The organism is Pantoea sp. WEP, assembly GCF_041678305.1.
GTDB classification, from domain to species: domain Bacteria; phylum Pseudomonadota; class Gammaproteobacteria; order Enterobacterales; family Enterobacteriaceae; genus Pantoea; species Pantoea dispersa.
In genome coordinates this window covers 1325521-1345649 of record NZ_JBGNXB010000001.1, presented here as the reverse complement: position 1 = coordinate 1345649, position 20129 = coordinate 1325521, and the positions used below count along the sequence as shown (strand labels likewise).

At 56.3% G+C, this 20129-nt stretch carries 18 protein-coding genes and 1 pseudogene; 3 read left to right on the top strand and 16 right to left on the bottom strand.

Going from position 1 to position 20129, the window contains the following annotated elements; genetic code table 11:
• Positions 1-95: 95 nt before the first annotated feature.
• From ABVR31_RS06160 to ABVR31_RS06100, 13 genes and pseudogenes are all read right to left on the bottom strand, one after another.
• A pseudogene (locus ABVR31_RS06160) lies at positions 96-284 on the bottom strand (hypothetical protein); the annotation flags it as partial.
• The gene (locus ABVR31_RS06155) at positions 272-805 is read right to left on the bottom strand and encodes a DUF3304 domain-containing protein (protein WP_372772109.1); all 534 of its coding nucleotides are present in this window, start codon (positions 803-805) and stop codon (positions 272-274) included. The gene ABVR31_RS06155 and the pseudogene ABVR31_RS06160, both read right to left, overlap by 13 nt.
• A 57-nt stretch (positions 806-862) precedes the next feature.
• Positions 863-1648, bottom strand: a complete 786-nt coding sequence (locus ABVR31_RS06150; protein ID WP_372772107.1) for a DUF4123 domain-containing protein — start codon at positions 1646-1648, stop codon at positions 863-865.
• Positions 1649-4027, bottom strand: a complete 2379-nt coding sequence (locus tag ABVR31_RS06145; RefSeq protein ID WP_372772105.1) for a type VI secretion system Vgr family protein — start codon at positions 4025-4027, stop codon at positions 1649-1651. It lies immediately after the preceding gene.
• On the bottom strand, positions 4024-6681 hold the full coding sequence (gene tssH, locus ABVR31_RS06140; RefSeq protein ID WP_372772103.1) for a type VI secretion system ATPase TssH: 2658 nt from the start codon (positions 6679-6681) through the stop codon (positions 4024-4026). Before tssH ends, ABVR31_RS06145 begins: the two co-directional genes overlap by 4 nt.
• A gap of 173 nt (positions 6682-6854) precedes the next feature.
• Positions 6855-7136, bottom strand: coding sequence for a hypothetical protein (locus ABVR31_RS06135; RefSeq protein ID WP_288445122.1), 282 nt, complete (start codon positions 7134-7136; stop codon positions 6855-6857).
• Between the two features lie 234 nt (positions 7137-7370).
• Positions 7371-7862, bottom strand: a complete 492-nt coding sequence (gene hcp, locus ABVR31_RS06130; protein WP_021509115.1) for a type VI secretion system effector Hcp — start codon at positions 7860-7862, stop codon at positions 7371-7373.
• A 5-nt stretch (positions 7863-7867) separates the two neighbouring features.
• Positions 7868-9574, bottom strand: a complete 1707-nt coding sequence (locus ABVR31_RS06125; protein WP_372772101.1) for an OmpA family protein — start codon at positions 9572-9574, stop codon at positions 7868-7870.
• Positions 9571-10260 carry a type VI secretion system protein TssL, short form gene (tssL, locus tag ABVR31_RS06120; protein WP_021509113.1) on the bottom strand — a complete coding sequence of 230 codons (690 nt, stop codon included), beginning with the start codon at positions 10258-10260 and terminating at the stop codon, positions 9571-9573. The genes ABVR31_RS06125 and tssL overlap by 4 nt, the downstream gene beginning before the upstream one ends.
• Positions 10257-11597: a type VI secretion system baseplate subunit TssK gene (tssK, locus tag ABVR31_RS06115; RefSeq protein ID WP_058758377.1), complete on the bottom strand. Its 1341-nt coding sequence runs from the start codon at positions 11595-11597 to the stop codon at positions 10257-10259. The genes tssL and tssK overlap by 4 nt, the downstream gene beginning before the upstream one ends.
• Positions 11598-11614: 17 nt before the next feature.
• Positions 11615-13162, bottom strand: coding sequence for a type VI secretion system contractile sheath large subunit (gene tssC / locus ABVR31_RS06110; RefSeq protein WP_031280019.1), 1548 nt, complete (start codon positions 13160-13162; stop codon positions 11615-11617).
• A gap of 33 nt (positions 13163-13195) precedes the next feature.
• Complete coding sequence (gene tssB / locus ABVR31_RS06105) at positions 13196-13696, bottom strand: type VI secretion system contractile sheath small subunit (RefSeq protein WP_372772098.1); 501 nt, start codon at positions 13694-13696, stop codon at positions 13196-13198.
• Between the two features lie 862 nt (positions 13697-14558).
• Entirely contained in the window at positions 14559-15422 is an 864-nt protein-coding gene (locus ABVR31_RS06100; protein WP_371221195.1) for a helix-turn-helix domain-containing protein, read from the bottom strand.
• 181 nt (positions 15423-15603) lie between these two features.
• On the opposite strand from ABVR31_RS06100, the gene ABVR31_RS06095 reads away from it, so the two are divergent.
• Positions 15604-16503, top strand: a complete 900-nt coding sequence (locus ABVR31_RS06095; protein ID WP_021509108.1) for a DMT family transporter — start codon at positions 15604-15606, stop codon at positions 16501-16503.
• Positions 16504-16539: 36 nt separating this feature from the next.
• On the opposite strand, the gene ABVR31_RS06090 is transcribed toward ABVR31_RS06095, so the two are convergent.
• Positions 16540-16779, bottom strand: a complete 240-nt coding sequence (locus ABVR31_RS06090; RefSeq protein WP_021313687.1) for a hypothetical protein — start codon at positions 16777-16779, stop codon at positions 16540-16542.
• Positions 16780-17059: 280 nt separating this feature from the next.
• On the opposite strand from ABVR31_RS06090, the gene ABVR31_RS06085 reads away from it, so the two are divergent.
• Together ABVR31_RS06085 and ABVR31_RS06080 are read left to right on the top strand one after the other, a co-directional pair.
• Complete coding sequence (locus tag ABVR31_RS06085; RefSeq protein ID WP_371221196.1) at positions 17060-18277, top strand: MFS transporter; 1218 nt, start codon at positions 17060-17062, stop codon at positions 18275-18277.
• 282 nt (positions 18278-18559) lie between these two features.
• A complete protein-coding gene (locus tag ABVR31_RS06080) occupies positions 18560-18712 on the top strand; it encodes a hypothetical protein (RefSeq protein WP_021509106.1) in 153 nt (50 codons plus the stop codon).
• A gap of 73 nt (positions 18713-18785) precedes the next feature.
• On the opposite strand, the gene ABVR31_RS06075 is transcribed toward ABVR31_RS06080, so the two are convergent.
• Together ABVR31_RS06075 and ABVR31_RS06070 are read right to left on the bottom strand one after the other, a co-directional pair.
• Entirely contained in the window at positions 18786-19067 is a 282-nt protein-coding gene (locus tag ABVR31_RS06075; RefSeq protein WP_021509105.1) for a membrane lipoprotein lipid attachment site-containing protein, read from the bottom strand.
• 254 nt (positions 19068-19321) lie between these two features.
• Complete coding sequence (locus tag ABVR31_RS06070) at positions 19322-20125, bottom strand: hypothetical protein (protein WP_021509104.1); 804 nt, start codon at positions 20123-20125, stop codon at positions 19322-19324.
• Positions 20126-20129 lie beyond the last annotated feature (4 nt).

Genomic DNA, 20129 nt, shown 5'->3' with positions numbered 1-20129 from the left:
GCATTCCTTTGATAAAGAAACGGATGACGTCCGTCTTGCTCAGCCATGACTTTCCGGGATGGCATGGCTGAGCATTACTGAAGGGGAATAAAGGCCAGGTCGTGATTAAGGTTATTGCCGGTTCTGTCGAAAAAAGGCTGATATGCACAGCCCTGCCGCCAGGCCAGCTCATCGCTGTCCTGCAGCGCGCAGTTTGCGCCAACCAGCGCAGCCCTGGTGGGTAAACGCCCCTGAGCCGGAAACGCTGGCGGGAAACAGGCCAGATCGGTAATTATTTTGGACATACTTTCGGCTCCGGCATTTGCAATGGCTCGTTGATTGGGTAGCCCGGCCGCCCCGGGTTCACACAGCTGGTGGTCACTTTCACCTCATCACAGGGCAGAAAATGCACCGTGATCCCGCAGGTCTTTTGCCCCGTATAGTCCGGTACTGTTATCACAGTGCTATGCTGGCGATTCTGAGCCTTCATTTTTTTTTCCCATGCCAGATACTCAGCCCATCTGTCAAACCCTGGAAAGCCATCCATATCCCCAACACCTGTTTCCCAGTCAATCTTAACCGTCATTCCGGGCCGCCATTTAGCTGGCACGCCATAGCAACAGCCGCCACCGCCGCCCTGATATGGCCCGATAATGTCAATTCCCGACTGACCGTCGACACTGAAATGGTTGATCGCCCATTTGGTGTGGTTGATGGCGACAATAATCCCACCGCCGCCGCTCCGGGTTTTGGCTTTCGCCACGGGCTGACTACAGCCCGCCAGCAGCAGGGCACCCAGTACCACGAGGTAATGTTGTATTTTCATTTTGCATTCCATGTATGGCAGCCTCTCCGGAAGGCGAACTGCCTCATGAACCCACTTTCAGACTTCTGCTGAGGACCGTCCGATCAGGGTCTTAATCACCCAATCCTCGCGCTCTTTATCCAGTATCATCCCTTTAGCGGTGGCTGAAAGCATGCCGTTGAAACAGGCCGTAAACCGTTCAGCCTGAGAAGCAAATCCCGTATCGGGAACGTCCCGATAGCGAAGCATCAGCCTGGCATCGCAGATGCACATCAGAGCTTCAAACTGGCTATCGCTCAAAGCGATGTTTTGGCACTTCTCGTTGATGGCGGGCTGTGCTCCCTGCCCCATCAGCAACCCCGGCTTCTCGTCAGGATCCAGCCAGCTCCAGAAGAGCGCCGGGCGCTGCAACTGGGCCTGCTGATCAGGTTCCAGAATATGAGAGAACAAATAAGGAAAAATACGGGCATCAAAGTATCTGAACAGCCCCGCCCGTCCTTCATGTGTCGCATCGGTGCAGGTTGTTAACCATTCCGCCAGCGTAGCGAAAGGCCAGGGAGAACAGAGCACCAGTAGTGGAGCAGTCTTTTGTACTTTCTGAGCCAGCTCAATCAACCACTGTTTCTGAAGCGGATCGTTCAAAGAGATCCTGATCAACAGCGGCGACTCTTCTGGCAGGGCATCTTCCGGCAAGCCCTGATAGAGAGACTGCCATACCAAAGGTGGTGAAAAATCGTGCAGCACCGGAATGACGGAAAAATCAATACCGCACTGGTCGAGAATAAAATCAAGGTGGTTCAGGTTTATATCAGCGCAGGTTTGCTGAAGCAGATTCACCCAGTCAGTGATATGGGTCGTGTTCATTTATGCCTCCCTTGGCACAAAGCCCTGTGCCAGCCGCTGCGCCTTTTTCAGACACTCTTTGCATACTGATGAAGGCAATTCAGGCAGCGGATAATCCTCACTCGCCGGGCCCTGTAATTTATGTTGCCCCTTGAGGCTTAACAGGCCTGGACCATGCACATTGATTTCGCCCTGTGGCGTGAGCTTGATGTAAGCGCCACCGCAGGCGAGCGTGATCCCATTCTTTGCCGTCAGCTGCAGGTGTCCCTGCGTTGACTGGACGGTGACATCCTTCAGGGAAGTCAGCGACAGCACATCACTATGTGATTCAATCTCCAGTGCACCTTTGGCAGATACCAGCCGCATTCCTTCCTGTAGGGCTAGCAGCGAAACCGCCTGACTTGCGTTCACCGAATAGCGCTGTGCTGCGGTGATATTGACTTCTCCCAGGCTTTGCAGGTACAACCCTTTCCCGCTGTGCATCAGAGTCGTTTCCGGCGTAACGGCGGCAATACCTTTAGGTGAAGACAGCAGCAGCGCAGGCTCTTTAAGCTCACTGGCAGCGGAAACAAATGCTCTTAATGGCTCAGAATCAGGCGTTATGTTGTGGTGAGTCTGCGTAATCGTTCCCCATCCAGTTACCTGATTCAACGCTCCTTTTAGCAGACTGACCGCCGGCTGCATCTCCAGCACCTGGCCCTGTGCTTTCGTCTGGCCATCAGCGCTGATGAACATCCCTTTCTGTGCCCGGATGGCGCCCCAGCTGTCGGTTCTGAGCTCAAAACCCTCCCCACGCTTCTGCTTTTCGCCGTCGACCAGGTACCCCAGATTCAGCTGACTCTTGCCGCCGTACTCGGTGCTGACCTTGACATGCTCTTTTCCGCGCTCGTCGTCGAGGCGGATTTTATTGTTCGCTGGCGTGCGCAGCACGTTGCGTTTGTAGTTGCGGATGGTGACGTGGTCGCCGTGCGCCGAGTCGTGCAGCACGCCGGCGATGTAAGGCCGGTCCGGGTTACCGTCCTCAAAGCCAATCGCCACTTCGGTACCCGCCAGCAGCGGCAGGTGCAGACCGTAAGTGTCGCCGGCATACGGGCGGGACTGGCGCACCCACAGGCTCTCAAACCCGGTTTCCCGGTTATCCCGGTCAAACAGCATGTTGACGCGATAGCGGCCGTCTTTATCGATGTGGCCGTAAGTGTCGTTCTCGGTGGTGCTGGTTACGCGGGCCGGTAATGTGCCGGCCATCACCGGGCGTGAGCCTGGCTCAGGACGGAAACTAAAATCCGTGCTGTCCGGGATCCCGTCAAAATGCACTTCAAAATCCCGGTCACGCCGCGCATGGCTGCGCATCGCCGTGATGACCACGCCCTGAGCAAACACCTCAGCCACTTCATACCCACCGGTGACATTCAGCACCTGACCGGGAGAGAGGGTCGGGCAGCTGGTGATGGCATGAGTCCGGGTCTGGCCATTCAGGTAGCGCTCATGACGAATGCGGGCATAGAACGCACCCGACTCCGGGGCCGGATTGCGGTCGTACGCATTACCCTGGGTAAGGTAGTTGTCCCCCCAGTGATAGGCATCCCCGCAGGTGGTGGCATCCCCGCGGGTCACATCGACCTGGGTATTCATGTCATCCGTGGCCTGGCGGTAGTTGTAGTCGCGGGTGCTGACCTGCTTCTGTACCACGTTATGATGGCTCTCCATCCCCCAGACCGCGTCCACTCCGTCTGAATGCTGGCCCGACGGCGGCACCGAGGGCAGCGTCAGGCCTTTTTCATACCCCTGCTGACCGTCGTAAAACTCCACGACGTCGATGTTCAGGCGCGTATCCGTGGTAAAGCGGAACCAGATACCCACCTCACCCAGCAGGCGGGTAATGAAGCGCAGGTCATCCTCGCCGTACTGCATCACCTGCTCACGGCGCGGGTACTCTTTTGAGAGCGAGAACAGGAAATCCTGACCGCGCAGGTTGTGGCGCTCGCGCAGGATTTTTTCCACAATCTGCGGCACCGACATGTCCTGATAAATGGCGTTCTGATGCGAACGGTCGAGCAGCGCCAGGCGTGGCTGCAGCGTCAGGGCATAATGGGTTTCATCTTTTGAGGTGCCGAGACGTTCAAAGCCTCTCACCACGCCCTGAAGGGTGCGCACCGCCTGCTGTATTTTGATGCCGTAACCCTGGTCAACCGGAGCCTGCAGCGTCAGGGAGGCCGCTTTCATCAGCATCATCTCTTTGCTGATGGCATGGTCAGAGCTGGTGAATTCAATACGGTAGCTGAACGGCCGGCTGAGCGCCTCATCGCCTTCAAACACCAGCACATCAAGCCCGGCTTCACATCCCTTCACCGACAACTGGTGATGGTTGTGGCTGAATCTGAGCGGGAGACGGGTGTTCATGCGTTATCTCCTTCAGTCCGGTCAAACTCCAGCCCGATCCCCTCTTCCTCGCTCCAGCTCAGGTATAGCGACTGTGGTTTCTGTCTGGCGGCCATGTGGCTCAGCAGCTGCTGACTCAGCACCGGCAAAATCTGCTGATTGAGCAGGCTGTCGACGTTGCGTGCGCCGGTATCCGGCAGCAGGCAGGCGGCGGTCAGGGCGTCATACAGGCTCTCATCAACCTGCGTGGTCAAACCGTAGTGACGATGTAAGCGCTTGCTGACCTGTGATAGCTTCATTTCCACGATGATACGCATGGCGGCCTCAGCCAGCGGGCGATAAATCACGGTCTGGAAACGGGCCAGCAGCGCGGGCTGGAAGTGGTCGCGCAATATCGGGCGCAGCAGCTCGTGGAGATTGCCTTCGCTGGCTTCCGGCTGTTCGTCCAGCAACTGCATCAGATGGTCGCTGCCGAGGTTGGAGGTCATCAGGATCACGGTGTTGCGGAAGTCAATTTCACGCCCTTCGCCGTCGCGCATAAAGCCGCGATCAAACACCTGATAGAACAGGTTCATCACGTCACGGTGCGCCTTTTCCACCTCATCGAGCAGTACCACGCTGTACGGGCGCTTACGTACCGCTTCGGTGAGGATGCCGCCCTGACCGTAACCCACGTAGCCCGGCGGTGAACCTTTTAACTGGGAAACAGTGTGCGGCTCCTGGTACTCGGACAGGTTGATGGTAATCAGCGATTTTTCACCGCCGTACAGCACGTCCGCCAGTGCCAGCGCAGTTTCGGTTTTACCGACGCCACTCGGACCGACCAGCAGGAACACGCCCTGCGGGCCGTTCTCTGACGTGAGTCCGGTCTTCGCCGCGCGCAGGCGCCGGGCAATGGCGGTCAGCGCCACGTCCTGCCCGACCACACGCTGGCCGATTTCGTTTTCCAGCGTCAGCAGTTCGGTTTGCTCGTCTTTCATCAGCGAGGACAGCGGCACGCCGGTCCAGTCGGCGATTACATTCGCGACGGTGCGGGTGTCCACATCCACCTGAACCAGCACATCGCCCTGCTGCGCCTGTTCAAGCTGCTGTTGCAGGTCGGCAACGTCAACCTGCTGGCTGATGTCCTGGCGGCTGGCCATCAGTTGCTGTGCCAGCGCCTTTTCGTGGCTGAAACGTGCTTCCTGCTCTTCGATGCGCGTCTCCAGTTCAGTCCGCTGCTGTTCAATGGCACCCAGGCGGTCATCATGACGGCTGCTGCCGGCGGCGATATCTTCCCGCAGCGCCTGCGCTTCCAGTGCCAGCGCGGTCAGTTGGGCTTTCAGGCGCACAATTTGTTCTGGCACCGTGTCGAGACTCATCCGTACACGTGCGGCCGCGGTATCCAGCAGGTCAACCGCCTTGTCCGGCAGCTGGCGGCCAGTCAGATAGCGGCGGGACAGCGTGACGGCTGCACGTACTGCATCATCAGTGATATGCACGTTGTGGTGTTCGGCGTAGCGGGCTTTCAGGCCGCGCAGCATCAGGCAGGCGGTCTCGTCGTCCGGCTCGTCCACTTTCACCATCTGGAAGCGACGTTCCAGTGCAGCATCGCGTTCGAAGTATTGCTTGTATTCAGACCAGGTGGTGGCGGCGATGGTGCGCAGTTCGCCACGCGCCAGTGCCGGTTTCAGCAGGTTGGCGGCATCCGCGCCGCCCGCCTGATTGCCGGCACCAATAATGGTGTGCGCTTCATCGATAAACAGCAGAATCGGTACCGGGGACTGCTGCACCGCATCAATCACGTTTTTCAGACGCTGTTCGAATTCGCCCTTCACGCCTGCGCCCGCCTGCAACAGGCCGAGGTCGAGGGTGCGCAGAATAACCGGCTTCAGGCTTTCCGGAACGTTCCCTTCAGCGATACGTAAAGCCAGGCCTTCCACCAGCGCGGTTTTGCCGACGCCCGGTTCGCCGACCAGAATCGGGTTGTTCTTGCGGCGACGCGAGAGAGTATCCACCATCTGGCGGATCTCCGTATCGCGCCCAAAGACCGGATCGATTTTGCCTTCTCTGGCTTTGGCAGTAACGTCGAGCGTGAATTTATCGAGTGCGTTCTGCAGCGCCGGATTGAGTTCGCCTTCCTTTATAGCCGCGCCGACCGGGCGCCCAACAAACTCCACCTCACCACCATGACTCTGTGCGAGTTCCGCTGCCTGTTGCCGTTCCGGGCGTTCCTCCGACTGCCCATCAAGCAGCGGGCGCAGACGCTCCAGCTGACTGTGGCCCAGCGTCAGCAGCGGCCACAGCCCGTCACAGCGCACCAGTTTCTGTTTATCAACCAGCGCCATCAGCAGATGGACGCTGCGGATCTGTTCCTCACCGTTAAGAGAAGCAATCAGCCAGGCTTCCTGCATCAGCGTCTGAAGAGTGTCAGACAATTGCGGACGCTGACGGACTGAACGCGGCTGTTTATCCAGCCAGGCAAGCAAATCCTGCCATAGCATATCCATATCCCACTCATAGCGGCGTGCCAGTACCGTCAGGTCTCCTTCCCCCTGTTCGAGCAGCTTCAGCAGCCAGTGCTCCGGCAAAATTTCCGCATGGGCGCGGGTCTGACACAGGGAGGCGGCGGCTTCCAGTGCGCGAGCACAGTAAGGGTTAAGGCGGCGTAATAAGGTTGATGCGTGATGCTCCATAAAGACTTTCTCCATTCTGACGCGCACTATCGGGTTTTACCGTATGGGGACTATCGGTTACAGATATCCCCAACCGGAAGAGCCTCACCGCACACAATTCATGTCCTTTCAGGCAGGGTTACAGCATCTGAAACGCGACGATTAAATGGTGTGTTTTTTGATTTGGGCCGGGTCTAATAATGGCCGCCAATTTCCAGGATCGTTATGGACATTCCTACCACCGAGAATAAAACCCTGTCCTGCTGTGTAAGCCGGACAGAATAGAGGTTACTGTTGCCCTTCAATTTTTCATAATTCATATCTCCTGCAAGTCTTGCAGCATCTGACGGAGAACGGCCGGTCAGAATATATCTACGCCAGTCGTGATATTTCCGCATTCCGGCAGACGGCACACTGATTGATTTTCCTCTTTCCCAGCGCTGCCTGGCAGCTGAATCATCAAAAGTAAATGGCATAATTTTCTCCTTTTATGTCTCAGAAATAAGCCTGATTCATTCAGGCACGCTACCGCCCATCGCTTTTCCTTTTAATAAGGAACCCTAAGCGCATTAGGCCAGATTTTTGGATGTTCACTTTTTAACTGTCCCCTCAGCACAAAGGGGCTTTGCTAAAAGCTGCGGACAGGTTTCCCCATCCGCATCAGGCGTTACTCTAAACAACAACCCTGCAGCACCTAGCACGGCAGGTCATTACGCGGTGGCACGTTCGTTCCAGCTATCGGAATGAATGATGTTTCCATCTTTGTAGGTCCAGGTGATTTTTTCGTAACGCAGTTCAAGCTGTTCGAGGTGATTGTGCTTTTCGTAAGAAGGATTCTTAACGTCATGCATCAATGGATTCACTTTCACCACCTTCACATTCTCGAGTCTGGTGTTGAAGTATTCGACTTCCTGACCGGCGTCATTGATTTTGTACCACTTGAACTCTGCTGATTTCAGGGTCTGGCCAGTGGTCACTGCCTTGTACAGATACGGACTGGACGAGTCGATTTCCTTGGTGAACATAAACGGCGTGTGGATACGGGTGCCGGTCAGTTTGCCCGTGTTGTTGTCGGTCGGAATGTAGATATTGTGATCCTGAGCGACAACTTCGATGCTGCCTTCACGGTCCTTAACGTCTACGGAACCTTTAATGTCCGCGCCGCCATCGTCTTTCAGCCACAGATAAACAGGAATTGCCATGGGAATTACTCTCCGTTGTGTTGTGATACGTCATCATCCTGCGATGACGTCTGGGTGTTGCCCGGTATCTGGCAGGCATCAGCCTGCGGTACCAGACTGATTTCGACACGACGGTTAAGCGCACGCCCATCCGTCGTGTCATTGGTTGCGACTGGGCGGCTTTCGCCATAGCCCTGCACCGCAAAACAGCTTTCCGGTACATCACCGGTGTCACGCATCCAGTCACGCACCGCTTCGGCACGTTTCAGAGAGAGCGTCTGGTTCAGTTGCGGGTTACCGGTATTATCGGTGTGGCCGGCGACCACAATCAGCCAGCCCGGCTTCGCCCTGATGCCGACCAGTGAGTTCACCAGCATTTTGGTGGACCCGGCTTTCAGCGTGGATTTGCCGGAATCGAACAGCGACATGCTGTCGAGGCGGACAATTTTCGGCACCGGTTTCGGCTGCGGTTTTGCCGGCGGTGGCGGGGGCACATACGAACGGATCGCATCCAGCACAGGCATTCGCAGACGCTCGCCCTGATACAGACCAAGGCCCATCCGCATCGGTACGCCATTGCGCGCCTGGTCATCCAGCCCGGCCGCATCGTCACGCAGGACAGCAACAGCGTCGGCTTTGGGTGCGAAATCCTGCATCGGGATGCGTTCATAGTGGGCAATATCGAAGCTAACACGCTGCAGCAACTGGCGATTGTTCCAGCCACTGCTGAGCAGTGCAGCCATGGCCGCCAGCGTGAAAATCGCGAGCGCATAACGGAAGGCTTGCCCACGCGGCGTCATGCCTCGCCCTTCCGGCAGCAGCGGCAGGATAAAATCCGGCAACGCGGCAATAACCGTACTGTCCGTTCCCACCGGCTGCCAGCCCGCTACCTGTTGCATCGCAGTATGACGGGACAGCCATGCCGTCCATACCGAGGTGGCCAGACTTCCGGCCAGGATCGGTCCCAATCCCCACAGCACCGCAACCGGTGCAATGACCGGAACATCAGGGCTCTCATCAATGAAGACCGCTTTAACGTGCAACCGGAACCAGCTCATCAGGCTGTTCATCAGCACCTGTTGCTGCATCGCAGGCGCGCCACCGGTGGTGACCCATGCAGCGACTGAGCCCGGCGCTGAAGACGCACGCCAGACCCTCACCCCTTCCCCAGGGATAGCCGCCTGCCAGAGCAGATCATTGGTCATCGCACTGCCAACCTGACCATTCAGAACCAGCGGCACAGAATGCCCGGTTTCTTTACGCAGCTGGCTGATTTGCCAGCGTAGCGCCAGCAGACGACGGGTAAGCCGCTCGCTGTCGGCGTGTTTTTGCGGACAGACGCTGACCATCACCGACAGCTGTCGGCCCCAGTCAGGACGCAACCGCAGAATCTGACAGGCAACCTGCTGCAGATCCTGATGTTCCTCCACGCGGATCCAGCATCCTTGTGTCACAGTAAGCACCGGTGACTGCTGCATACATGCCAGCGGCAGATCCCCACAGACCAGCACCACAGGCTGACGGTAAGTGGCTTCCGGGAGGTCATCCAGACGCAGGTCGACGTCATGTTCCGCACGACGCCTGGCGACAATCCACAACGCCAGGATAAGCCCCAGCACGGCAAGCAGAAAGAGCACCGAAACCAGTCGCGATACCGGCAGGAAACTCAGGCAAACCACGGCACTCAGCAGGGCGGCCCACAGCGCAAGCCCGCGCTGCTGTGCAGGACTCATTTCACAGCTCCCGGCAGCAGGGTCACCAGCATCTGATCCAGCCAGTGGCTCAGTCCCCACCACAGCGCAGCCACCAGCACCACGCTCAGGCCAATACGCACGGGCCATGACGCCAGCCAGCCGCCCATTTCTCGTCCGGTACGGCTTTCCGCCAGAACCGGATGGGTTGGTGGATAGCTGAACGGCGTGACATGTTCACTGAGCGCGTTGACGAGTTTCTGGCGCTCCGGATCGTTAAGAGAGCGGAAACTGCCGAGGAACCCCAGCATCATGACCCGCTGAAAGCAGGTCATAACAGCCTGGTCAGGCGCCGGTTCACGTAGCACATCACGCATGCGATCGCACAGCGTATCACCGGCATCCATGGTGCCGAGGAAGTGCCCCTGCAGGGGAATGTCATACCACTGCACGCAGGCGTCATCCTCCACACCACGACCTTTGACCGCCTCATCAAGCAGCGCACACTGTGCGGTGAGAATATGCTGACAGCTGACTTCATCGAGTTCGCTCGCTTTCAGCTCACGCTGCACACGTTCAACATCGGCAATGCAACGCTCCCACAACGTGCGCCCTTCTCCATCCTGAAACGTCGGACCGTGACGCAGGCTGATGACCTGCAGCCAGGTATCCTGCAGCAGAGCATCAATATCAATGGGCGCAGCAGTACTGCGTTTAGGCTCACTCATGTTCTCAGTACCGCAAAAAGTTCAAGTTCAGGCTCGCCGAGCATGCCCGGAACGTAAAACATACAGGTGCCGCTCTGAAGCATTTCACTGGCCAGGGGATGCGAGACATCAAGGCTGAAATATTGGTTTTCCAGACGCAGCGGAATGGCTGCCGGCACATGGCGCAGTGGCGTCAGTGGCACGCCCACCCGTGAGGAATTGACGATACTCCTGACATGATCGGGACTGCCGATCTTGCACTGGCGCGGGAACTGCTCCTGCAGTTGTGCCACCGGCATCGGTGAACGCACGGAAAGGTAGTAATCCGCCCCTTCGCGCAGACGGGAGTCATGCAGACGGGCCTGCCAGACGTGTAGCCGGGCATCGTGCTCAAGCTCAATCGCCACCACCCGCGACGGCAGGCTGGCTTCCAGCAGATCGCCCAGTAAGTCGAACAGCGGCGGGAAGACGCTATTCAGCTGTTCATGCTGCCAGACCGGAATAGCACTCACCTGATGTTCCAGCGAGAAAGTCAGCAGGCTGCCCGCAAGCCGCGCCAGTTCCGGGTACAAACGCTCCGGTGGGCTTTGCAGGTTACGCTGAAACTGGCCGAGCACCGGTTCTGCGCTGTTCAGGGCATTGAGCAGCCAGAACAACGACACATCAGCCACGGCAAAGTCGGCCATGCGCTCGTTACTTTCACGCCGCATGGACATCAGTCGACTCAGACGGGCACGCAGTTGCGTCATCAATTGTTCCAGCTGGGTTACCAGCCAGCGGCTGCCCTGCAGAGCCAGCAGTGGCGGAAGCCAGGTTTCATCGAGTGCCCAGCTGCCCTGGGAATCCTGCTGCAGACGGGCGACCGGACAGGTCAGATAATCACTGTTGTTCTGATGGGCAAAACGCAGCGTCAGCTCTGGCTGCATCACTGCAATCTGCCGGGTATCGTCGCCAAAGGTGTTGCGGACATCCCGCCAGCGCTGGCGATAACGCACAGGGCGCTCGGCCACCTCATCGGGTTTAAGACAGTTGCCGCCATTTGCCCGCAGCAGCGGAAGTGCCAGAACCACCACCACGTCCTGTGATTCGCCCTCAAGCATCAGCACCGGCGGCAGGTCATCGGCGTTCTCGGTGTCGATAAGCGTGCCATCAGGAAAACGGATGTGCAGATGACGGGCCTGCAGGCGGCCCAGCTTCAGTGCATCAGGTTCGAAGGTGGCAGTAATCATCCCCCAGGGATGGCAGAGGCCCAGCCGGGCGATGCATTCCGCAGACCAGGCCGCATAGGCGACCTGTTGCTGGAAGTGCTGGGGAGAGACCATAACGCCCCTGCCCCATAACGGTTGTTCCGTTTTCATTGGCTTCCTGCCTTCGCTTACGATTTCGCCTTCGGCATCTGGGAAACCAGTGACAGGTTGACGTCCATGCCCTCTACCTGGAAGTGTGGGATGGCGTACAGCCTGACGCGGAAGAAGCCCGGGTTGTCGTCGATATCTTCCACTACCACCTTCGCGTCGCGCAGCGGGTGAGAAGCCTGCAGCTCATCGCCCGGATCGGTCATTTCGGTCACCAGACTGCGCACCCAGGTGTTTAACTCCAGTTCCAGCAGACGCCGATCCTTGGTGGTGCCGATGTTTTCACGCTGAATCAGCTTCAGATAATGCGCGATACGCGACAGCAGGAAGATATACGGCAGACGGGCGTTAATGCGGCTGTTGGCGGTGGCATCCGCAGTGTCATACAGCGCAGGTTTCTGGGTGGAGTTGGCCGAGAAGAAGCAGCTGTAGTCGCGGTTTTTGTAGTAGGACAGCGGAATGAAACCGAGATTGGCGAACTCAAATTCGCGGGTTTCCGGGATCATTACCTCACTCGGGATCTTCACCTGATTACCGGTGCCCAGATCGTACAGATGAATCGGCAGATCCTGCACCGCACCACCGGCCTGTGGACCACGGATTTGCACGCACCAGCCATTGTTAATGAAGCTGCGCACCATGTTGGATGCGAAGGCAAACGAGGCGTTGGTCCACAGGTATTTGTCGTGATCCGGGCCTTTGACTTCTTCAACGTAGTTGAAGCTGCGCACCGGTACGGTGTCCGGGCCATACGGCAGGCGACCCAGCACACGCGGCATCACCAGACCGATGTAGCGCGAATCGTCCGTCTCGCGGAAGGATTTCCACTTGATGTATTCAGCGCGGTCAAAATAGTTACCGATATCTTTGATGGCCGCTACGTCTTCCATTGAATCTTTGAGGAAGAATTGCGGGCCGGCAGAGCCGATAAACGGCATATGCGCCGCAGCAGACACTTTTGAAATATTGCGCAGCAGGGCAACATCCTGCGCAGACGCATCAAACTCATAAGCGGAAATCAGCGCCGCAATCGGCTCGCCGCCTGGTGTGTCATACTCATCAATGTAGGTGTGTTTATACAGGCCGCTCTGGATAATTTCCGGGCTGTCTTCGAAGTCCTGACGCAGATCTTCTTTAGACATATCCAGCAGTTCGACTTTCACGTTCTGGCGGAAATCGGTTTTATCAACCAGCGATTTCACGCCGCGCCACAGGCTCTCCACTGCCTGGAACTCTTCGCTGTGCATGACCGCATCCAGCTGACGACTGATCTGGTGATCCAGCGCGGCGATATGGTGGTCAATCAGGTTTTTGTCGAGTTTTTCAACTTTTGCGCCTGATTTTTTCAGGCACTCCAGAAATACCTGCATGCCGGCGGTTAAACGCTCATCCGCCGTTGCATCCGACATCGCCTGCGCATCCTGCCAGATATCCAGCGCGCTCAGCTCAGAAACCGGGTTAAGATTGATTTTTTCAAACAGGGTGGCATACACCCCACCGGCTGCCGGACGTTCCAGCACCACGCTCTCGCCACCCGTCGCATTCTCATTATTTACAGACATCAGCATCTTCCTTATTAATCCGTTAAATCATCGTGATGGTTATGGCTGATTTGGTGCCAGAGTTGAGAGCTCAGCGCGCAGTTCTGCGCTTAACGCCGGGTCCAGCAGAATTTTTTCCAGCTCCTTTCGGAAGGCCTGGTTATCCAGCAGGTTGGCTTTTAAATCGCGCAGTAAATTACGCATGGAAAGCATGGCCTTCAGCTGAGGTATTTGCCGGGAGACCTGTTCCGGAGAGAAATCTTTCATGCTCTGGAAAGTCAGACTGATGCTGTCTTCGCTGCCGTCATCGGCCAGCGTATTTTTAACGGCAACCGTGACTTTGGGCGAATATTCGGAAAGCACTGCGTCAAAATTATTTTTATTCAGATTAACTTTGGTTCGCTCTGATAATGGTGCGGACGCCTGACCATGACTGAAGTCGCCCGCCACCAGTAATTTCAGCGGAAGCTCGGTTTTCTTGCTTGCGCCACCGGTATGCAGGTCAAGTTTTAAGTTAATACGTGCCTTGGGGATTTCGGACTGAAAGGAAGAGTTAGACATGGCTGTCCCTGTTCTATTGAATGATAGAAACGGTCAATGCCAGTGAGAAATTAGTAAGAAAGGCAAACCCAGCCAGAACAACGTCCCGGTTCACGTCCTCCGACGGGAATAAAAACTCCGGAATTAAAAGCGAGTGCATTCCATTCACCAGCATATCGACACTATTTTTTAGGCATTTGTCTGAAATGAAAAATTTCGGATAAAACCCAATAGCCGCAGTGTAAGAACGTTCCCTGTCTGACCGGAAACGGAAAAATGTAAAAAAATATTACACAACCCGATTTTAACATCTCCAGATCATCTTCATGATTAATAAGAATTTTCTTGCATTACCCCTTCAGGCCCTGTGGGATAAGGACATGCAACGAGAGATCAATTTGGCTTAGGGCGTGATTCTGTTCAAAATGCCATCAATCAAGAGAAATATCTGATTTTGTACTTTGTTCAAAAATGAGAGGCCGGACGTGACTGAGCATGTGAAAAACAGACCACTTTTTCAAATTCCAACATTTCTTTTCGTTCGAATAAACGAGGTTTAATTATTTTCGTCAGATGAAATGACATAAAAAGTTAAAATTTTCGGATAGCAGCAGCGTGCATTTTTATACAGGACGATAATCTGATGCTGTTAAACCTCCCTGTTAAAAAGATCGACGCAAGCCTTGTACTACATCATTCCCAGGTATTTGAGCGAATATCCATCTGCGGGACAATGTTGGTACTATCCTGAGTATTAAGTGCTGTATTTCACTCAGGCAACACCTGACTGGTTTAAGCAGGCACATAGGGATGTGCAGCCGCATTTACTCGCTGTAGCGTAATCAGTAATGCAATTCTCGCAAAATTCAATGCAACTGCCCCGTCAGCGCTGACGCCATGCCGAGGGTGCCATGCCGTGCAGCTGGCGGAAGCGGTTGCTGAAATGGCTGGAGGAGTGGAAACCGCAGCGCAGGGCAATCTCAGTGAGCGACAGCGTGCTGAATTGCAGCAACTGCTGCGCGGCTTCCATACGGCGGCGCATCACATACTGGTGCGGCGCTTCGCCGGTGCTGCTGCGGAACATACGTGCAAAATGGTATTCGCTGAGCGCCGCCTCTGCCGCCAGTTGGGCCAGCGTTAACGGCTGATCCAGCTGCGTATCGATCAGCGCCAGCACGCGGCGCAATACCGCCGGCGCCAGTCCGCCGCGCACCTGCGGCAGCTGCCACTTTACCTGACTGTAGCGCTGCAGCAGATGGGTCATCAGCAGTGTTGAGGCGCTGCTCAGCATCAGCTGGTTAGCCGGCTGCTGCCAGTCGGCGCTCAGCAGAAAATGGCGATACAGCTGGGTGATGCGATCATCGTCGGCAAAAATCTTCTCATGCAGGTTAAGCTGCACCGGACTGCGATCCCACACCTGCTCACCGAGGTGACGCAAATGCGCATCGGTGCAGTAGAGGTGCACGAAGGATAAATCCGCGCGCAGATCCCAGGTCGACTCGGTGCCAGACGGCATCAGGCAAAAGCGATCCGGCGCGCCGCCGTTGCGCCAGCCGTGCGGCGTTTTGTGCCAGGTATCGTAACCGTCAGCCACATAAAGGCTAAGCGTATGGTGATCGCTGAGGTTGGTCACGCGATCGCCACTGTTGAACCAGGCCGCCAGCCGAATGCCGCCGCTCAGCTGCACGCTATCGCGCAGCTGCGCTTTGTGACGCTGAAGCATAGTAAACGTCTGATATTCCGGCATGGTCTGACATCGCTCTCTGGGTTGATGTCTGTAGTTTACGCAACTGACCGGACAGAAAACAGGCCAATGCCGGACCAGGCGGGAAAAAGCGCAAGAATTTGCAAGTGCTGCGCAAAGTCATGCAAGCCGCGCTCCTGTCGCTCAGGCACACTGCGAGCCTGATTCCGCCGGAGAGTTTCTGATGAACCTGATGTTATACCTCGCGGTGGTGCTGATTTGGGGCACCACCTGGATTGCGATTTTTCTGCAGCAGCAGGCTGCCGATACGCCGGTACTGGTGGCGGTGTTCTGGCGCTTCCTGTTCGCCTCGTTGACCATGCTGGTGCTTCTCCGGCTGCTGAAGCGTCTGCGTACGCTGGATGCGCGTGACCACCTGTTTTGTCTGTTACAGGGCGGCTGCGTATTCGGTTTTAATTTTGTTTGCTTTTACCACGCGGCAGCGATGATCAGCACCGGACTGGAGTCGGTGATTTTTTCGATGGCGGTGCTGTATAACGCGCTCAACAGCTGGATCTTTTTCCGCCAGCGCCCGCCTTTCCGCCTGCTGCCCGCCGCCGCGCTGGGCCTCGGCGGGATTGTTGCGCTGTTCTGGCAGGATATTCAGTCAGCCCATGTTGCGCCGCAGCTGCTGTGGGGCGTGGGACTGAGCGCGCTGGGCACGCTCGGTTTCTCCTTCGGCAATATGATTTCTACCCGCCATCAACGTCGTCAGCGCGACGTGCTGACCACCAACAGCTACGCCATGCTGTACGGTGCGCTGATCATGGCCGTGCTGGCGCTGGTGAATGGCGACGCGCTGGCACCGGCACTCAATCTGCAGTGGCTGGGGGCGATGAGCTATCTGGCTTTGTTTGGCTCGGTGCTGGGCTTTGGTGCCTACTTCACGCTGGTGGGGCGCATCGGTGCCAGCCAGGCGGCTTACAGCACCCTGCTGTTTCCACTGGTGGCGCTGACGCTTTCGACGCTGTATGAAGGCTATCAGTGGCATAGCAATGCCATCGTCGGACTGGTGATGATTCTGGCAGGGAACATGGTGATGTTCGTGCGCTGGCCGGCTCATCGCCGGTTACGTCTGGCCTGAAGCAAGAGCGGGCTTGGCGCCCGCTCTGTCACTCCTCTAGCGCCAGCCCCCGACGCCGATGTTGAGCTGGTGAGGTTGGTTTATGGCTTTTCTGGCAATCCAGTAAAGCAGAACGCGTTCATCATCTCTGTCGCGGTCGGCCATCGCCAGTAATTTCAGCGACAGGGTGGACCTGGTCACAGGCTGCTGTTCATCGCTTAACTCGATAACCGCCTGACCGATGATGCAGCAAACCTCATCCCCGCTGGATACGGATTCATATGCCCGGTCTTTCATATTTCCTCCTGTTGAGTGAACTATAAGCCTGGCAAAGTTCCTGTGTTTTGCCGCGCAGATGCTGCGCTTAAAACACCCTGTTACACATGCTCACCTGTCGCAATGCCTGTTCATGTGACGACATCCGCGCTGCGCTTAAGCAAAGGCGCAATGCCATTCATACCGGTTTCACAGCATTTCATTCCGTCTCCCGCTCCGTTCACGCCCGTCCGCACCACCCGCGCCCGCGTGAGGCTTATTATCGCTGCAGATTCCGTATTCCCGGATGGGAGAGAGAAAAATGACAACAGCCGTTACCCCTAATCATCAGCGTGTCCGTATTTTTACCCTGGCAGGCACCATCATTACCCAGTTCGCGCTCGGCTCGGTTTATACCTGGAGCCTGTTTAACGGCCAGCTGGCGCAGAAGCTGGATGCGCCAGTCAGCCAGGTGGCTTTTTCCTTTGGTCTGCTCAGTCTTGGTCTGGCGATTGCCTCCTCGCTGGCCGGCAAGCTGCAGGAGCGCTTTGGCGTGCGCAACGTCACCATCGGTGCAGGCATTCTGATGGCGATTGGCTTCTGGCTGACCGCCCATGCTGACAACCTGATGATGCTGTACCTGAGCGCCGGCATTCTGGTCGGGCTGGCCGATGGCGCGGGCTATCTGATGACGCTCTCTAACTGCGTGAAGTGGTTTCCGGAGCGCAAAGGGCTGATTTCGGCCTGTTCGATCGGCGCTTACGGCCTCGGCAGTCTCGGCTTTAAATTTATCTGTGGCGCGCTGCTTAGCACTCAGGGGCTGGAAAATACCTTTGTGATTTGGGGTGTGCTGGCGATGACGATGATTATTGCCGGGGCCCTGATGATGCGCGATGCGCCGCTACAGCAGGCCGGTTCACGTCAGCAGCAGGCCACACAGGAGTTCACGCTGGCGCAGTCGGTGCGCCTGCCGCAGTACTGGATGCTGGCACTGATGTTCCTGACGGCCTGCATGAGCGGTCTGTATGTGATTGGCGTAGCGAAGGATATTGGTGAAGGCCTGGTGCACCTGAGTACGCAAACGGCGGCCAATGCGGTGACGGTAATTGCCATTGCCAACCTGAGCGGACGACTGATTCTCGGCGTGCTGTCGGACAAAATGGCGCGCATCCGGGTCATTTCGCTGGCACAGCTGGTTTCGCTGAGCGGCATGAGCATCCTGCTGTTCACCCACATGAATGAAACCACCTTCTTCCTGTCGCTGGCCTGCGTGGCGTTCAGCTTTGGCGGCACCATCACCGTCTTTCCGTCACTGGTCAGCGATTTCTTCGGCCTTAACAACCTGACCAAAAACTACGGCCTGATCTATCTCGGCTTCGGCATCGGTAGCGTACTTGGCTCGCTGGTGGCTTCGGTGTTCGGCGGCTTCACCGTGACCTTCAGTCTGATTATGACGCTGCTGGTGATCTCGCTGGTGCTGTCGCTCAGTATCCGTCTGCCAAATCGTCAAAACCTGGTCGCGCCGGTACTGCATAATTAATTCACCCACTCTGCCGTGTAAATGCACGGCAGGCTTTTTACTGATAACCACAGAATTGATCACGCGTTGAGAATGACTGTTATTTAACCTTGCATTTCAGAGTAATCGGGTTATTATCAGGCGCTATTCAGCTTATTCCGATTGGTTTATTTCCCGCCCTGTCACTTTTAGCTTTTAATTGACATATCTGGTAATAATTACGGAAATAACTCTACATTCACTGCATCTTCACTCCACTTTTTCCGGTTAATCTGGCCTCATTGGAAAAGAGGAGGACTCTCCATGAAGAAGTTAATAAAAGTCGCTTCGGTGGTGGCGATGATGACCATGCTAAGCGGGTGTATTATCGAGCACGACCATGGACGCGGTCCCGGCTGGGGCCACGGGCACGGCGGCGGCTGGCATCACGGCCATGGCGGCTATCGTCACTGGTAATTGGGCAAAGCACACACAGCACATAATAAAAAATGAATAAAGAAAGGGCGGGAATCAATCCCGCCCTTATTTTTTAGCTTTTCACCGCGTAATTACATTGATACCAGACTTTCTTCAGGCCAGGCAAATTGCTGTCCTGCGCCGGAAGCGATTCGACTTTATCGAAGCCGCGCTGGTTACAGTAATTCGCCAGATCAAGTTCCAGCGCATCTTTATCCAGCTTCTGTGGATCGTAACGATACTGTACGGTATTTGAACGGGCATCTTCATCTACACGCTCAAAACCCCCGGGTTTGCTGACACTACAACCGGCCAGCATAAAAAGCGCTAACGCGCTAATAAGCATTTTATTCATTAGGATGTCCTCATCAGACGTTGCAGTGTAAAAGGCAACGCCACACGCCTCTATAGGAAAAAGACGCGAAATGTCCGATTAATGCAAAGCTTTCGCCAATCAAATCAATAAAACCAAACGGTTTTCCTTATCACATCAGCAGTGAGAAGATGACTTCAGACAAAACGAAGTCTGCACCACACCAGGTGATACCCACAAAAAGACATACTGAAAGTGACCTTTATGCCCGTGCTGAGCGGGCTTTTTTTCGCCCGTTATCCGGTAAGGCTGACCATCTTACGCAAAAGATTGGCCGCTTGTTTGTCCGGCAATGCGAGAATTCCGCTGTAAAGATCAATCGACATCGCGCACATCGTGCCGCGATCCACCGCCGTATCCGCCGGCATATTCAGCTGCTGCAGCTTATCGCCCCACTTGCCATACAGTTTTTCCACCACGCGCTGCAGATCGCGCTGCGCCTGAGGCTGATCCACCGCCAGCTCATCGCCGGTACTGTTTTGCAGCAGTGCCTCGAGCGCTTCACCATCGCGCTGATTAAGCTCCGGCGACAGCACCTGTTGCAGATTGACGCCACCGCTGACCTGCGGATAGAGGAAACGGAAGCAGCGCTGCGTATCCTGCTGCTGCAGCGCCTGCATCTCCTGCACAGAAACGCGGATGTAGTTGATGATCGCCGCATCGCTGGCGCGCGCCATGCGCTGATTCACCAAATCCATCAGCCAACCGCGCATATCGCCCAGCGCCTGCTCCGCAGGTACGCCCTCTGCCAGCTTGTGCTGCAGCTCACGATTGAGCAGTTGCCACAGCGCCGGCTCCTGCACTTTCAGCACGCGATAACCCGGCGCGTCGCTCAGTTGGGTAGCCACCTGCGCCGCCAGCGCCTCGCGCTCCTGACGCGGATGCAGCCAGCTAAACCACAGCAGATTGGCCAGCAGCACAGGCAGCAAAAACAGCAGGACACCCTGCCAGACGCGCAGCGCGGTGGTGCGCAGCAGTATCACGATGATGATCGCCAGCAGCACAAAAGCGGCCAGCGTGAGCGGGAAAAGCGAGAACATGGAG

Excerpts from the sequence above, each read along its gene's own strand:
- ABVR31_RS06155 (WP_372772109.1), bottom strand. The coding sequence starts at position 805 with ATGAAAATACAACATTACCTCGTGGTACTGGGTGCCCTGCTGCTGGCG.
- ABVR31_RS06150 (WP_372772107.1), bottom strand. The coding sequence starts at position 1,648 with ATGAACACGACCCATATCACTGACTGGGTGAATCTGCTTCAGCAAACC.
- ABVR31_RS06145 (WP_372772105.1), bottom strand. The coding sequence starts at position 4,027 with ATGAACACCCGTCTCCCGCTCAGATTCAGCCACAACCATCACCAGTTG.
- tssH (WP_372772103.1), bottom strand. The coding sequence starts at position 6,681 with ATGGAGCATCACGCATCAACCTTATTACGCCGCCTTAACCCTTACTGT.
- ABVR31_RS06135 (WP_288445122.1), bottom strand. The coding sequence starts at position 7,136 with ATGCCATTTACTTTTGATGATTCAGCTGCCAGGCAGCGCTGGGAAAGA.
- hcp (WP_021509115.1), bottom strand. The coding sequence starts at position 7,862 with ATGGCAATTCCTGTTTATCTGTGGCTGAAAGACGATGGCGGCGCGGAC.
- ABVR31_RS06125 (WP_372772101.1), bottom strand. The coding sequence starts at position 9,574 with ATGAGTCCTGCACAGCAGCGCGGGCTTGCGCTGTGGGCCGCCCTGCTG.
- tssL (WP_021509113.1), bottom strand. The coding sequence starts at position 10,260 with ATGAGTGAGCCTAAACGCAGTACTGCTGCGCCCATTGATATTGATGCT.
- tssK (WP_058758377.1), bottom strand. The coding sequence starts at position 11,597 with ATGAAAACGGAACAACCGTTATGGGGCAGGGGCGTTATGGTCTCTCCC.
- tssC (WP_031280019.1), bottom strand. The coding sequence starts at position 13,162 with ATGCTGATGTCTGTAAATAATGAGAATGCGACGGGTGGCGAGAGCGTG.
- tssB (WP_372772098.1), bottom strand. The coding sequence starts at position 13,696 with ATGTCTAACTCTTCCTTTCAGTCCGAAATCCCCAAGGCACGTATTAAC.
- ABVR31_RS06100 (WP_371221195.1), bottom strand. The coding sequence starts at position 15,422 with ATGCCGGAATATCAGACGTTTACTATGCTTCAGCGTCACAAAGCGCAG.
- ABVR31_RS06095 (WP_021509108.1), top strand. The coding sequence starts at position 15,604 with ATGAACCTGATGTTATACCTCGCGGTGGTGCTGATTTGGGGCACCACC.
- ABVR31_RS06090 (WP_021313687.1), bottom strand. The coding sequence starts at position 16,779 with ATGAAAGACCGGGCATATGAATCCGTATCCAGCGGGGATGAGGTTTGC.
- ABVR31_RS06085 (WP_371221196.1), top strand. The coding sequence starts at position 17,060 with ATGACAACAGCCGTTACCCCTAATCATCAGCGTGTCCGTATTTTTACC.
- ABVR31_RS06080 (WP_021509106.1), top strand. The coding sequence starts at position 18,560 with ATGAAGAAGTTAATAAAAGTCGCTTCGGTGGTGGCGATGATGACCATG.
- ABVR31_RS06075 (WP_021509105.1), bottom strand. The coding sequence starts at position 19,067 with ATGAATAAAATGCTTATTAGCGCGTTAGCGCTTTTTATGCTGGCCGGT.
- ABVR31_RS06070 (WP_021509104.1), bottom strand. The coding sequence starts at position 20,125 with ATGTTCTCGCTTTTCCCGCTCACGCTGGCCGCTTTTGTGCTGCTGGCG.